Genomic DNA, 14568 nt, shown 5'->3' with positions numbered 1-14568 from the left:
GAAATGCAAAAGGAATTAACAATAAGGGATATAGATAGAATAATAGAAATGGCGTGGGAAGATCGTACGCCCTTTGATGCGATTTTAATGCAATTTGGCCTTAAAGAACAGGAAGTTATTAGCCTGATGCGTAAGGAAATGAAACCGTCAAGTTTTAGAATGTGGCGTAAAAGAGTGCAGGGTCGTAAAACAAAACATCTTAAAAAACGTATTTTTGAAGAAGGAAGATTTAAATGTTCCAGGCAAAAGCAGATAACGCATAACAAAATTTCAAAAAGATAAAAGATGAGTGGAAAAAAACCCGATCAGGTAGTTTATAATGAAGAAGAAGAACGTTATGATGCAGCGTTAAAACCTTATGCAACTGATGTAGGTGCGCCCAAGATAACAATTCCGGATACGGTGGCTTGGAAAAACACAAACGTGCACAAAGTTAATAAGCAAGTAAAAGCCAAATATGACGAACTCAAAGCGCAATATGATGTTTTGATGGAGCAATTTGAATATAATAATCTGGTGTATAACGCTAAATTTACTTTTGAACCTATTGTGGGAGAAACTTATCATTTATACCGTGATGCTAAGCAAGAACCATTTTTATCGATCATAGCTCCAATAGAATGTAGTTTTGATCATTTAGGAACATTTCGATTAAATGCAGATAAAATGTGGGAACAACTCTAGGCTTTATTGGAATAATACAGTGAATCAATTATTCATTTGTCTCACTTCTTTGGTAATTCAAAAAAATATAATAAATGTAGCCCCTGAAAATTACGTCTTTAGTAATAAGCACGTTTTTTTATTTTATTCCTAAACTTTAAACGATGTTTGAGTTTTTACATAAAAAAACGCTCCAACCATCGGTTGAAGCGTTTTACTTGCGGAGAAAGAGGGATTCGAACCCCCGGAGGTGTGACCCTCAACAGTTTTCAAGACTGCCGCATTCGACCACTCTGCCATTTCTCCAGTGTTTAGTCTCATCAGATATTTCCTGAATGCGGGTGCAAATATAACAACCTTTTTTAATTCTAAGAAAGTTTTTGGAAATATTTTATGTAAAATTTTTAAGAAAACATTCGCAAAATGATCTCCTCCTAAATCTGTATATTGCATGTGTTATAAAAAGAAATCAATGAGAAACATTTTAATTGCAATAGGTGTATCTATTCTGTATTCTTGTGGTAGTTCCCAAAATTCATCCAATACCGGAAGTTCTGGTTCTTCAAAGGCAAAAGAAGATAAATTAGATGTCGCTTACTACGCCGAGACCATAACATCCAAGGAGCTTAAAAATTACTTATATACTTTTGCAGGAGACGATTTTGAAGGGAGAGATACAGGAGAACCCGGGCAAAAAAAAGCTGCAGAGTTTTTAAAAGAACAATATCAAAAAATGAATATTCCTTCCCCAATGGGAGGAGATAACTACTACCAAGAAATACCCGAAAGTTATTTTAGAGGAGGAATTAAATCTTCAGAAAATGTACTGGCCTACATAAAAGGTAGCGAAAAACCGGATGAGGTTGTTGTTTTATCTGCGCATTATGATCACGTTGGTGTAGATAGTAAAGGCAATATTTATAACGGTGCAGATGATGATGGATCAGGAACAGTAAGTCTTTTGGAAATAGCAGAGGCTTTTGCAATGGCAGCCAAGAATGGTCAAGGACCTAAAAGATCTGTATTGTTTTTGCACGTAACCGGTGAAGAAAAGGGGTTGTATGGGTCTAAGTATTATACTGAAAATCCTGTTTTTTCTTTAGAGAATACGATAACCAATTTAAACATAGATATGATTGGTCGAATAGATCAAGATCATCAAACGGAAGACAAGAATAATTATGTGTATTTAATAGGCAGTGATAGATTAAGTACCGAATTACATAATCTAAGTGAGGAAGTAAATGAGAAATACACACAATTACATTTGGATTATACTTATAATGCAAAGGATGACCCTAATCGCTTTTATTATCGAAGTGATCACTATAATTTTGCGAAGAACAACATTCCTATTATTTTTTATTTTAATGGGGTACACGAGGATTATCACGAACCAACAGACACACCTGATAAGATTGAGTATGATCTGATGACAAAAAGAGCCAAGTTAATTTTTTATACCGCCTGGGAAGTAGCAAACAGAGAAAAAAGATTAGTTGTAGATGGTATAGGAAAAGAATAAGACCATTCTAAAAAATAGTTAAACGAAAAAGACTCTGTAACTACAGAGTCTTTTTTTTGTAAAGGGTGGAAGATCGGTCTCGAACCGACGACCTCCTGAACCACAATCAGGCGCTCTAACCAACTGAGCTACAACCACCATTTAATTTCGGCTGCAAAAATAAGCTATTTCTTCTATTTACAAAAGAAAAAATTAAATTAAATTAAATCAAAAATTGAATCCACCGCAGGATAACGCTCTACAGTATATCCTTCTGCGTATTCGACACCTATAATTCTTCCTAGATCTGCTGCTCGATACCGAACACTTTCTATAAAATTCTTACTGGATATTGGTGTTGATGGAGCCTTACTGTTACTGTCGTAAAACTGTGATTTATAAGCCATTACGCTTTCCATTTTTTTATCCATATATCCGCTAATGTCCACAACAAAATCAGGTTTCAGGATTTCCCATTGAATATAATGGTATACTTTTTTAGGTCTCCATGCCTCTTGTGTATTACTGTCAACCGAAGTTTCTATTTTTCGAAGACCAGATAAGAAGCAGGCATCGCTCGCTAACTTACTTCCTTTTCCGTGATCTATATGTCGATCTTTAACCGCATTACAAAGTACTATTTCTGGTTTAAATTTTCTTATGACCTTAATGATTTCAAGCTGGTGCGACTCATCATTAATAAAGAAACCATCTTTAAATCCAAGATTTTCTCTTATAGATATCCCCAGAATATCAGCTGCATCTCTTGCTTCCTGATCTCTTAATTCAGGAGTGCCTCTAGTTCCTAATTCTCCACGGGTTAAATCAAGGATTCCTACTTTTTTACCATGGTTAACTTCTTTTGCTAAGGTTCCGGAGCAACTTAATTCTACATCATCAGGATGAGCTCCGATTGCCAGTATATCTAATTTCAGATTAGTGTTCAAGTTCTAATATTTTAATTTTTTGTAATGCTTGTTCAATATCCTCGATTAAATCTTCACTTTCTTCAATACCAACACTAAATCTAAGTAGTCCATCTCCAATTCCTTGGTGTTTTCTTTCTTCTTCTGTGAGTAAGGCGTGAGAGGTAAGTGTTGGAGACAAAATAGTACTCTCGACACCCGCTAAACTCATAGAACTTTTTATTAGTCTAAGTTCCTTTTGAAATTTACTGGCGTCCAAACCTTCCTTCAATTCAAATGACAACATACCTCCAAATCCTTTCATTTGCTTCTTAGCTAATTCATAATCGGGATGTGATTTTAGTCCTGGATAATAAACAGCTTTGATATCAGTATGTTTATCCAGCCATTTTGCCATTTTTTTAGCATTTTTATTTTGCTGTTTCACTCTTAATCCTAACGTTTTAATGCTTCGTTCTAACATCCAAACAGTGAAATCGCTTAAGCTACCTCCCAGATTTTTTGCTAATTGAAATATTTGTTCTATATATACTTCTGAAGATACTACAGCACCTGCCAAAATATCACTATGGCCTCCTAGATATTTTGTGGCAGAATGTATCACAATGTCTATACCTAATTCTATAGGGTTTTGATTTACGGGAGAAGCAAAGGTGTTATCAATCATCGTAATAATCCCTTTCGCTTTTGCTAAATCTGAAATGGCTTTTATATCCGTAATTGTCAATAAAGGATTAGAAGGAGTCTCGATATAAATTACTTTAGTGTTTTCTTTGATTTTATCTTCAAATCCGCGAGCATCTTGAGAATCTACAAACGAATATTCTATACCGTATTTGCTGAACTCTTCGTTGACCAAATTAGCAGTTCCGCCATAAAGTGTTCGCTGTAGTACAATGTGATCTCCCTTTCTTAGAAAAGCTAGAAGAGCAGTGCTTATAGCAGCCATTCCACTTCCAAAAATTAGAGAAGCTTCGCCTTTTTCCAGCCGCGCTATTTTTTTGCATAATGCTTCTTGGTTAGGAGTATTAAAGTAACGGGGATATCTCTTAATGTCTACATCTTCAAACGCATATGATGTGGATAAGTAAATGGGTGATATGGCTCCTTTAAATTGGGTGTCTTCAATTTCCCCAATATGAGTACAAATGGTGTTAAAACCGATCTTTTTTGAGTTCATGTTCGTGTATTAAGCTAGAATTTGTGCTCTAAAATAATATATTCACGATTAAATAAGATGCGCTTTAACAGAATAATTGTGAGACCAGAATGGACTCTGGGTATTAATTTATGTATTTTACTTTAGAAATATTCTTCATAATCGTTTGAAAAAACTGCTGCGTATCGTATGGTTTGATAATTACATCGTTCATTCCTACAGATAATGCTTGATCTCTAATTTCTCCTTCCTCAACTGCAGTTAATGCAATAATGGGTATATGAGTATTAAAAGTTCTAATAACAGTAGTTGCATCAAGGCCATTCATTTCTGGCATATTGATATCCATAAGAATTAAATCAAAATCTTCGCTTTTTACCATGTCTATAGCATCCATTCCATTACTGGCCAAATTACAAGTGTATCCTTTTTTCTTTAGAATATTCTGGGTAACAATTTGATTGATTTTATTGTCATCCACTATAAGAATGTTAAAATTAGTGGTACCGATACTAATGTTTTCTCCGGTTTTAGAAGAAATATCTTGTTCTTTGATAGCTTTTTCATAGCTCAGGTCAAAAGTGAATTCTGAACCAATGCTTTCTTCGCTATTAATATAAATCTCACTTTTGTGCAGATGAATAAGTTTTTTTACAATAGCTAATCCAAGTCCGGTACCTTCATACTCTTGATTCTGATTTTTTACCTGAGCAAAATTGTCAAAAATTGTCTCCTGCTTACTTTTCGGAATACCAATGCCATCATCTTTTACAATAAAACGTAATTTGTAATGATGATCTTGATAATCAAGGCATTTTACTTTGATCCAAATATTTCCATTATTAGTGAATTTTAGGGCATTACCAATTAGATTAATTAGTATTTGTGATAACCTTACAGAATCACCAAGTAAAGTTGTTTTGACAGCTGGATCTATGTCAATATGTACGGTATTGTTATTGTTTTTTTGTTTGGAATGCAGTGAATTTACTATACCTTCTATAAGTGATCTTAGGTCAAATGAAACCTTTTCTAGTTTCACTTCATTCGTTTCAATTTTACTAAGTTGTAATACGTCATTGATCAGTGCAAGTAAATAATCTCCTGAGAATTTTAAAGATTCTAGGTATTCATTTTTCTTTTTCTCTTCAGGATTTTCCATAAGAAGAGAAGTAAGACCTATTACTCCATATAACGGTGTCCTTAATTCGTGACTAACCGTAGATATAAATTGAGATTTTAGTGTAGAAACCTGTTCTGTAGTTTCTTTGGCATTCACTAATTCTTTGTTTTTCTCAATAAGATCATTATTTAATTTCTTCTTTTGTAGATTATTTTTATACGAACTGATTAAGAACGCTAATGAGATTAATATCAAAACAACACCAAGAATGATGCTAATCTGCCATTTGATTTCTTTAGAATAGTTTTCATCATCTTTTTTATTGGCTTGTTCTACTTGATCCTGCATTTGATCCACCTTAAATTCTATAATCGCTCGTTGTAGATCAATTTCTTTCTTTAGATCTTCCGACATAGAGAGGTTTTCATAGTGTTTTTCTAAGAATGGAGCAGCTTGTTCAAACTCTTTTTGAGCTTTAAAAATTTTATATTTGGTATTATAAGAGGTCGCTAGTTCCGAATGATATCTGGAAACAAGACTTTTTTTATTATCCGGGTTATCAATTTCTGCCTGGGCGACTGAAATTGCATTTTCTACGTGTTCATCGGCTCTTTCATATCTTCTTACGCTTAAAAAATATTTTCCAAGTAGATTGCTTAATCTGGTTTTTTGGGGACTTGCTATATTCATATCCTCACCAATTAACGCTCTTACCTTGGTCAGATATTCATCGCTGGTTTTATAGTCATTATTATTAATGTAGTATTCGGCAAGATTTAATAAAGGGTTGACCATGTGCAAGGTGTCCTTTATCTCCCTAGCTATTTCATGTCCCTTCTTATAATGATCAATACCTTTATACTTAGTGGAATCGCTACGAATGTATAGATTACCCAAATTGTTGTAAAGTTTGGCTTTTAAATAAATTGTTTTAGAGCTTGAGGCGTAGGTTTTTGCTGTAGTGTAATTGGTTATTGCTTCACTCTCCTGTCCGTTTAATTCATGAACTCTGGCAATGATATCGTGAATTTTTGCCAGATTTTTTTCATCGTCGTTATATTTTGCAGTTTTATAAGCAATCTGAGCCTTTTCTAAGGCCTCTTCATATTTGTATTCTTCCAGAAGAATTTCGGCTTGCTCAATATGTGATTGAATACTACTTCCATCTAACGGAGTCTGAGCCATTGTGTTTAATGCAATAAATACAATTAGCAATGTAACTATTTGATTAAGAAAGTTTCTCAACATTAATTTTTAGTCATTGGTTAAAGCGAAAATACAAAAATACCTCGTACAAAGTGTAAATCATCGTGTAAAAAGGACTATTAATCCGTAATTTATGTAAGGTTTTTTCTTTTTTTGTAAGATTTTTTGATAAAACGTGAAGGAAATTAAGTCCATTAGGAAAAACTATGAACGCATAGAAAATTAAAATTACTGCTATTCCGGAGTTCAATTATGAGATGTATATTTGCCACTTGAAAAATTATTAATCACAGAAAAAAACAAAAAATGGCATTTGTAGGTAAAAAATTTCCAAATCTTGATGTTGATGCGATGAATGATATGGGCGATACTTTTAAGCTCAACGTATTAGAAGAGGCTAGAAATAACAATAAAAAAGTTTTACTTTTTTGGTATCCAAAAGATTTCACTTTTGTATGTCCAACAGAATTACACGCTTTTCAAGAAGCTTTAGCAGAGTTTGAAAAAAGAAATACAATCGTAATTGGTGCTTCTTGTGATACTCCTGAAGTTCATTTTGCGTGGTTAAACACCTCAAAAGACAACGGTGGTATTGAAGGAGTTACTTATCCAATACTAGCGGATTCAAATCGTAATCTTTCCAGTACATTAGGGATATTGGATATCACCAACGAGACATATAATGAAGAAACAGGCATAGTAACCGTAGAAGGAGATAATGTAACTTATAGAGCTACTTATTTAATCGATGAAGAAGGAACTGTTTTTCACGAAGGTATAAACCATATGCCAGTGGGAAGAAATGTTGCTGAGTTTTTGAGATTAATTGATGCGTATGCACATGTTCAAAAAAACGGAGAAGTATGTCCAGCTAACTGGGAAGAAGGAAAAGATGCAATGTCTGCTAACAGAGACGGAGTAGCTTCTTACTTAGCCTCTCACTAAAAAAATTTAAAATCATCCTTTTATAAGCTTCTCAGGATGTCTAATCGTGAGAAGCTTATTTTTAACTATTTAAATTGTAAACAATGGTTCAAGAGTTACATACGGATAACTTAGCTGATGTGGTAAACGAAAACACTACAGTAATAGTTCAGTATTCTGCAACCTGGTGCGGTAATTGCAGAATTATGAAGCCAAAATTTAAAAAACTGGCATCAGAAAATGATAATACTGTTTTTATAATAGTAGACGCTGAAAAATATCCCGAATCAAGAAAAATGGCAACAGTAGATAACCTTCCTACTTTTGCAACCTTTAAAAATGGAACTTTTGTAAATCAGGTTCAAACAAATAAATTTGACGTTTTAAAAGAATTAGTCGATGAAGTTACCAATAATTAAACACCTTACATCTTTCGTTGAAGAAAATGACGAAGACTTTCTGGTAGAAACCATTGAAACGTTGGAAGCGTTAACCGAAGTTCCTTCATTAAAAGATGAAGAGTTAGATGTCATAGGAGAGTTAATCTCCAATATGTACGGTGCGATAGAGGTTCATAAAATGATCAAAACTGGTACTCCTAAAAAAGAAGCTCTAAATAGTTTTATGCAAAGAGTTATGGGATCTATCGATACATAAACGATGTTAAAATAGAATTAAAAAAATGCCGTTTTCATTATAATGAAAACAGCATTTTTTTAATAAAGCTTTTAGTTTTTAATGAATTTTATGATTCCCTTTTGATCTTTAAAGCTTGCAAAGTAAACGCCCCTTGATAACTTAGAAATATCAATTTTAGTAGTATTGTCTAAGATGTTTATACTGATCATTCTTTGTCCGACTAGGTTATAAATATGTAAAATTTCTTCTTTTGCAAATTTACCTTCTAAGGTGACCGTATTTGATGCAGGAATAGGATGTAAGATGGCACCTGAAGTAATCACGAAATCATCTACACTTAAAACAGCATCTACTGTAAGTTGAAATGTACAATCAGCGGTAGTTCCATCGGTCGCTGTTAATGTGATGGTGTGAACACCTTCCGATACTGTTGTGCCCGGAGATGGATTTTGCGAAATAGTTGCGTTACATCCTGTACTTACTGCATTCGCCATTCCTGTGTAATCTGGAACTGTATAGGTAGATGATCCGAGATCTGTACCGGTTGTTTGATCTTCGGGACAATTTATAGTCAATGGAATAGCTGGTAAGTTATATCCGGTTGCTGTAAACTCAGTAGTAAATACATCTATATCTGCACAACTATATCCCATATCGATGGCGGCTTGTCTTACTGCAATTGCTGCATTTTCCTGATTAGTAGAACTGTTGGTCATTCCCAGTCCTTCTAGAAAGGCTTTATCTGTCTTTTCACGTCCTATGATATCAAAAATCCGCATCAAGCTTGTAGACCAAATTTGTCCATTCGCGTGGGCAAACCCTGAAATAAGATCATTGGGATACTGGGCATTATAATCTGTTGTTCTGCCACCCCAAAATGTATTATGACCATCCCATCCGAATACAAAATGATAAGAAGCGTCAGAGGATTGCCATTGCCCTAAACTGCGTTTGTAGGATTGCGCCCAATAATCGCCACATCCTTCACTTAAAGCTTCTACCTGAGATAGAGAACCGTTAGTGATCCAGTCATGTAATCCGTGACCTAATTCATGAAGAATAACATCTGCATCTTCCCCATCGTCGACACCACCTTCTCCAAAATTTAACTGACCTCCGCCATAAGACGACTGATCTGCACCGTTCCATGCACTTGGATCAAACTCTACAACACCTCCGTTAAATGTAGAGACCAATGAAATACCTAAAGTTTCATTAATATACCTAAGACTTTTATCAAGATGATAGTAACAATTAACCGCTTCAAAAGCATCATCATTTCTGTTGAAATTGAAATCAGGAGAATTCTGAGTGAATAAACCTTTAGTTGGAGCTTCAATATCTTTTATCTCAGCATACGGACCTTTTAAAGTATAGATTCCTCCTGTAAAATCTAAATCTTTTAATATCACAGAAGATCTGGCAGCATCTAATTGAGGATTAGTTGCGTCATTGTTATCTGCATAAGAACCTCCATATGTTTGCCCAGTAGCTGATAACGGGTCAGGATCAAAGATCATACCCGTTCCATCTACCAAGAAAGAAACTGCAGTATTCTCTTTAGAGGAATTGTTTTTTGATTCTCGAATTGGATTTTTCGATTTATTACGATTAATTTTTGGTTTTAGATTAGGGTTTCTTTTTATAGAGACATCTTCAGCTTTGAGTACTTCTCCGGTTTGCGCATCAATAATGACTTCCCAATATCCAACTGGCAAAGTGGCACTAATTTTATTTACGTATACTAGTCGAGTGTCCCCCTGTTTATTGTAAACATATAATTTAGATTCTTCTCTAGAAAAATTTCCTTGTGCATTGATATGTGTTTTTGCCATATCCAATGCCGAGGTTTTAAATACTGATGGTGTAGTATTGATCTTTGCCACTTTAGAATCATAATTATTTGCCACATGAGTTACTTTGTTCTTTTTAGAAACGTGCACTGTAATTTCTGTGTCATACACAGGAACTCCGCTTATGGTTTGCTGATAGCGCAAAGTATGACCTGATAAACTACTTCTAGAGGCTCGTAACAAAAAGTTTTCCTCGGTAGTAACTTTTAGTTGACTCTGGTTGTTTTTTATCCATTCTCGTGCGATCTGATCGGGAGTTTTTTGTGCACATACATTTATGCATAGACCCAAAAAAAATACTTTGGTTAATAGTTGTAAGTTTCTCATAATTTAATAAAGTAAGTTTTAATTAAAACATTTGAGATTAGAAAAGCCCTAAAAATTTTTTTATTTCTTTTGATATGTGTAAAATTGAGGAAGAAAATACAAAGGTATTTTTATCATTTACTAAAACTTACTATTATGGCTACAATAACACTAGGCGGAAACTCAATACACACAAGCGGAGAATTACCAAAGGTCGGAGAGAAAGCACCGGATTTTGAATTAGTAAATACTGATTTATCGGTTTCAAAACTATCAGATTATAAAGGCTCTAGAGTTGTTCTTAATATTTTTCCTTCGATAGATACGGGAGTCTGTGCGGCATCTGTTAGACAGTTCAATAAAGAAGCTAGCGATTTAGAAAATACCAAAGTACTTTGTATATCCAGAGATTTACCATTTGCTCAAGCTAGGTTTTGTGGAGCAGAAGGTTTAGAAAACGTGGTGAACCATTCAGATTTTAGAGATGGAAAGTTCGGAAAAGATTATGGTTTGGAAATTATAGATGGCCCGATGAAAGGGCTCCATTCGCGGGCGGTAGTTGTAGTTGATGAAGAAGGTGCTATCATTCATACAGAACAAGTACCGGAAATCGCGCAAGAACCTAACTATGCTGATGCTATAAAGACGTTGGTTTAATTGTATGAGTAAAATCTCAAAGTTTATTATTGGAAGATTACGAGGTTGTGGGTTTGCGCTCAAGGGTGCATTATTATTACTTAAAACCGAACCCAGTATACAGGTTCAGGCTGTCATAGCAATCATTATGACAGCCTTGGGTTTTTATTTAAATATCACAGCAACAGAATGGATTTTACAAACTTTTGCGATTGGTCTGGTCATGAGTATAGAAGGGCTGAATACAACGATAGAAGCAATTGCTGATTTTATTCACCCAGATTTTCATAATAAAATTGGTTTTATCAAAGATATAGCAGCCGGAGCCGTTTTTATTGCCGCTATAACTGCGGTTGTTATTGGTTGTATTATATATCTGCCTTATCTATTTTAGAAAATTTTTTTGGCATTTCTACGTTCCATTATAGATATTCGTATTTTTGCGATAACACACCCAAAAAATGGTAAAAAAAAAGGTAACAACAAAAAGGAAAACTGCTAAAAAACCAAAAACTCCTTTAAAAGAAAGATGGAAGTTATCAAGACAACAAAAAGTTGTTTTAGGTAGTTTTTTGTTTTTTTTAGGGATTGCATTATTCTTTGCATTTGTATCTTTTTTCTTTAATTGGAAAATTGATCAAAGTGAAATTTCCGAGTTTCCTAATCGAACAGCTTCTGCTAAGAATTGGTTGAGCATATCCGGAGCAAAGGTTAGTGATTTCTTTATATTTAGAGGTTTTGGCATATCTGCATTGATTCTTCCGGTTTTGATTTCCTTAACAGGGGTATATTTGTTTTTTGACTTAAATAGAAGAAAACTTGCAGGATTCTGGTTTTGGGGAACCCTAGTAATGTTATGGATCTCAGTAATTTTTGGATTTGTACAAAAAGGAAGCGGATTGCTTGCCGGAGTTATTGGATATGAGGTGAATGACTTTATGCAGGATTATATTGGATTTATTGGTACTGTTTTAGTACTGGCATTTTTTGCTATAGTGTATATAGTGGTCCGTTTAAGATATACGCCTGAAAAAATTTCAGCTTCTCTAAAAAAGACACAAACAGAGATTACAAAAGATTATCAGGCAGCAAAAAAGATAAATGGAACAAAGAGTGTTGTAAGCCAAAAAGACGAAGTAATAGATAAAGAAACTTTATCTTCTGGTGATACCATGGATCTTTCAGTTAATCCAGTCACAGAGAAGGTTATTGATAAGACTTCGCTTACTAACTCCAAAGAAACACCTAAAACTTCAAGAACTACCGTAAATGAATTTTATGGAAATCCTGAGAATCAATCCGGTGAGATCCCTGAAAAATTGATTATAAAATCCGAAGATAATCCGGAGGATATCGCAATGGAAGTAGAAACGGTGGTAGAGGAAGAGGAAGTGGAGAATCTAAGTGCTAAATTGGTAAAAGATTTTGGTGAGTTTGATCCGAAGTTAGAATTAGGTAATTATAAGTTTCCAACTATTGACTTATTGAAAGATTACTCGGTTCAAAATGGAGGAATCACCATTGATCAGGGAGAACTAGAAGAGAACAAGAATCGGATTGTGGAAACACTTAAAAATTATAAGATAGAGATTGCCCAGATTAAGGCAACCGTAGGACCCACAGTTACCTTGTATGAAATCGTTCCTGAAGCGGGGATCCGTATTTCTAAAATTAAAAATCTCGAAGATGATATTGCATTATCATTAGCCGCGTTGGGTATTAGAATTATTGCACCTATTCCTGGTAAAGGTACTATTGGTATCGAAGTGCCTAATAAGAAATCAACGATTGTTTCTATGCGCTCAGCAATTGCCTCTTCAAAGTTTCAGGGTGCCGAAATGGAATTGCCTTTATCTTTAGGTAAAACTATTTCGAATGAAACTTTTGTAGTTGATTTAGCTAAAATGCCTCACCTGTTGATGGCAGGAGCAACGGGACAAGGTAAATCTGTAGGACTTAATGCAATACTTACATCATTATTGTATAAAAAACATCCCGCTGAAGTAAAGTTCGTTTTAGTAGATCCCAAGAAAGTAGAATTGACGCTGTTCAATAAAATAGAACGTCATTATTTGGCCAAACTGCCAGATACCGAAGAGGCTATTATTACCGATAATAATAAAGTAATTAATACCCTCAATTCTCTATGTATAGAGATGGATACCCGATATGACTTGTTGAAAAATGCAATGGTCCGTAATATCAAAGAATATAATGCAAAATTTAGGGCTAGAAAGCTTAATCCGGAGAATGGTCACAAATTTCTACCATACATAGTACTTGTTGTAGATGAGTTTGCGGATCTGATTATGACTGCGGGTAAAGAAGTAGAGACGCCTATTGCCAGGTTAGCGCAGTTAGCTCGGGCAATTGGGATACATTTAATCATTGCAACTCAGCGACCTTCTGTAAATGTGATCACCGGAATGATTAAGGCCAATTTCCCGGCCAGAATTGCATTTAGGGTGACTTCTAAAATAGATTCTCGTACAATTCTTGATACTGGTGGTGCCGATCAGTTAATTGGTAGGGGAGATATGTTATATACACAAGGAAACGATTTAGTAAGGATACAGTGTGCTTTTGTAGATACTCCTGAAGTAGAGAGGATTACGGATTATATCGGAAGCCAAAAAGCCTATCCTGATGCTTATATGTTACCAGAGTATTCTGGAGAAGAAAGTGGCACAAGTCTTGATATAGATATAAATGATAGAGATAAGCTTTTTAATGAGGCAGCAGAAGTTATTGTCACAGCGCAACAAGGTTCTGCGTCTTTATTACAAAGAAAATTAAAATTAGGTTATAATCGAGCCGGAAGATTGATTGATCAATTAGAAGCAGCCGGTATTGTAGGACCTTTTGAAGGAAGTAAAGCTCGACAAGTTTTAGTGACAGATTTGGTAGCCTTGAAACAGTTATTAGATGCCGAATAGAGATTTACGAAAAATAAATTTAATATTTAGAAATATATAGATGATAAAGAGATTATTATTTTTAGTGGTTGCATTAATTATTACCAAAACTCAAGCACAAGATGCAAAACCACTTTTGGATGAAGTGTCAGCAAAGGTGAGAAGTTATGATAATATCGTAATCGGGTTCAAATACGCCCTGAATAACCCTGCAGAAAATGTGTCTCAGGAAACTAGGGGGGATGTAACCTTATTAGGAGATAAATATGTATTGAACCTGATGGGAACTGAGCAAATGTATGATGGAAAAAAATTACACATTATTATACCAGAAGATGAAGAAATTAATATTTCATCTCAAAGCCCGGAGGATGAGGCGAGTGTTACCCCATCCAAAATGCTTACATTTTATGAAGATGGATATACATCTAAAATGGATATTGTACAAAATGTGCAAGGAAGAAAAATTCAGTTTGTAAAATTAACTCCTATTGATTCTAATAGTGATTTAAAAGAGATTTTATTAGGAATTGATAAACAAACAAAGCATATTTATAAGCTGATTCTAATGCAAAATAACGGAACCAACATTACCATTACAGTCAATAGTTTTAAAACAAATCAACCGCTTTCTAATACGTTGTTTGTTTTTGACGAATCAAAGTACAGTAATTATTACATTAATCGTTTAGATTAGTCATAATATTGAAGCAT

The 14568-nt window shown here is 34.4% G+C and carries 14 protein-coding genes and 2 tRNA genes; 10 read left to right on the top strand and 6 right to left on the bottom strand.

What is annotated here, in order from left to right:
• Positions 1-3: 3 nt before the first annotated feature.
• Entirely contained in the window at positions 4-282 is a 279-nt protein-coding gene (locus tag ACE94K_RS18165; RefSeq protein ID WP_378175681.1) for a TIGR03643 family protein, read from the top strand.
• A 3-nt stretch (positions 283-285) separates the two neighbouring features.
• On the top strand, positions 286-684 hold the full coding sequence (locus ACE94K_RS18160; protein ID WP_378175678.1) for a DUF2452 domain-containing protein: 399 nt from the start codon (positions 286-288) through the stop codon (positions 682-684).
• A gap of 200 nt (positions 685-884) precedes the next feature.
• Here the strand turns inward: ACE94K_RS18160 and ACE94K_RS18155 are convergent.
• Positions 885-969: transfer RNA gene (locus tag ACE94K_RS18155), tRNA-Ser, on the bottom strand.
• 166 nt (positions 970-1135) lie between these two features.
• On the opposite strand from ACE94K_RS18155, the gene ACE94K_RS18150 reads away from it, so the two are divergent.
• Entirely contained in the window at positions 1136-2188 is a 1053-nt protein-coding gene (locus ACE94K_RS18150; RefSeq protein WP_378175675.1) for a M28 family metallopeptidase, read from the top strand.
• Positions 2189-2251: 63 nt separating this feature from the next.
• On the opposite strand, the gene ACE94K_RS18145 is transcribed toward ACE94K_RS18150, so the two are convergent.
• From ACE94K_RS18145 to ACE94K_RS18130, 4 genes are all read right to left on the bottom strand, one after another.
• A tRNA-His gene (locus ACE94K_RS18145) sits at positions 2252-2327 on the bottom strand.
• A 58-nt stretch (positions 2328-2385) separates the two neighbouring features.
• The gene (gene bshB1, locus ACE94K_RS18140) at positions 2386-3102 is read right to left on the bottom strand and encodes a bacillithiol biosynthesis deacetylase BshB1 (RefSeq protein WP_378184316.1); all 717 of its coding nucleotides are present in this window, start codon (positions 3100-3102) and stop codon (positions 2386-2388) included.
• 1 nt (position 3103) lies between these two features.
• Entirely contained in the window at positions 3104-4273 is a 1170-nt protein-coding gene (locus ACE94K_RS18135) for a trans-sulfuration enzyme family protein (RefSeq protein WP_378175672.1), read from the bottom strand.
• Positions 4274-4376: 103 nt separating this feature from the next.
• The gene (locus tag ACE94K_RS18130) at positions 4377-6623 is read right to left on the bottom strand and encodes a response regulator (RefSeq protein ID WP_378175670.1); all 2247 of its coding nucleotides are present in this window, start codon (positions 6621-6623) and stop codon (positions 4377-4379) included.
• A 264-nt stretch (positions 6624-6887) separates the two neighbouring features.
• Here ACE94K_RS18130 and ACE94K_RS18125 point away from each other — a divergent pair, with 264 nt between their 5' ends.
• The 3 genes from ACE94K_RS18125 to ACE94K_RS18115 all read left to right on the top strand — a co-directional run bounded on the left by ACE94K_RS18125 (position 6888) and on the right by ACE94K_RS18115 (position 8162).
• Complete coding sequence (locus ACE94K_RS18125) at positions 6888-7526, top strand: peroxiredoxin (protein ID WP_378175667.1); 639 nt, start codon at positions 6888-6890, stop codon at positions 7524-7526.
• 83 nt (positions 7527-7609) lie between these two features.
• The gene (locus tag ACE94K_RS18120) at positions 7610-7924 is read left to right on the top strand and encodes a thioredoxin family protein (protein ID WP_378175664.1); all 315 of its coding nucleotides are present in this window, start codon (positions 7610-7612) and stop codon (positions 7922-7924) included.
• Positions 7905-8162: a DUF6952 family protein gene (locus ACE94K_RS18115; protein WP_378175661.1), complete on the top strand. Its 258-nt coding sequence runs from the start codon at positions 7905-7907 to the stop codon at positions 8160-8162. The genes ACE94K_RS18120 and ACE94K_RS18115 overlap by 20 nt, the downstream gene beginning before the upstream one ends.
• Positions 8163-8233: 71 nt before the next feature.
• Here ACE94K_RS18115 and ACE94K_RS18110 read toward each other — a convergent pair whose 3' ends face one another.
• The gene (locus ACE94K_RS18110) at positions 8234-10324 is read right to left on the bottom strand and encodes a T9SS type A sorting domain-containing protein (protein ID WP_378175659.1); all 2091 of its coding nucleotides are present in this window, start codon (positions 10322-10324) and stop codon (positions 8234-8236) included.
• A 135-nt stretch (positions 10325-10459) separates the two neighbouring features.
• Here ACE94K_RS18110 and tpx point away from each other — a divergent pair, with 135 nt between their 5' ends.
• From tpx to ACE94K_RS18090, 4 genes are all read left to right on the top strand, one after another.
• Positions 10460-10960: a thiol peroxidase gene (tpx, locus tag ACE94K_RS18105; RefSeq protein ID WP_378175656.1), complete on the top strand. Its 501-nt coding sequence runs from the start codon at positions 10460-10462 to the stop codon at positions 10958-10960.
• Between the two features lie 4 nt (positions 10961-10964).
• Positions 10965-11333, top strand: a complete 369-nt coding sequence (locus ACE94K_RS18100) for a diacylglycerol kinase (RefSeq protein WP_378175653.1) — start codon at positions 10965-10967, stop codon at positions 11331-11333.
• A 67-nt stretch (positions 11334-11400) separates the two neighbouring features.
• Positions 11401-13875 (top strand): DNA translocase FtsK 4TM domain-containing protein, encoded by a 2475-nt coding sequence (locus ACE94K_RS18095; RefSeq protein WP_378175650.1) that lies wholly within the window; start codon positions 11401-11403, stop codon positions 13873-13875.
• Between the two features lie 43 nt (positions 13876-13918).
• Entirely contained in the window at positions 13919-14551 is a 633-nt protein-coding gene (locus ACE94K_RS18090) for an outer membrane lipoprotein carrier protein LolA (RefSeq protein ID WP_378184314.1), read from the top strand.
• The last annotated feature ends 17 nt before the right edge of the window (positions 14552-14568 follow it).

This window comes from Aquimarina besae, assembly GCF_042434905.1.
Classification (GTDB): domain Bacteria; phylum Bacteroidota; class Bacteroidia; order Flavobacteriales; family Flavobacteriaceae; genus Aquimarina.
This window is presented reverse-complemented; position numbering and strand designations above follow the sequence as displayed.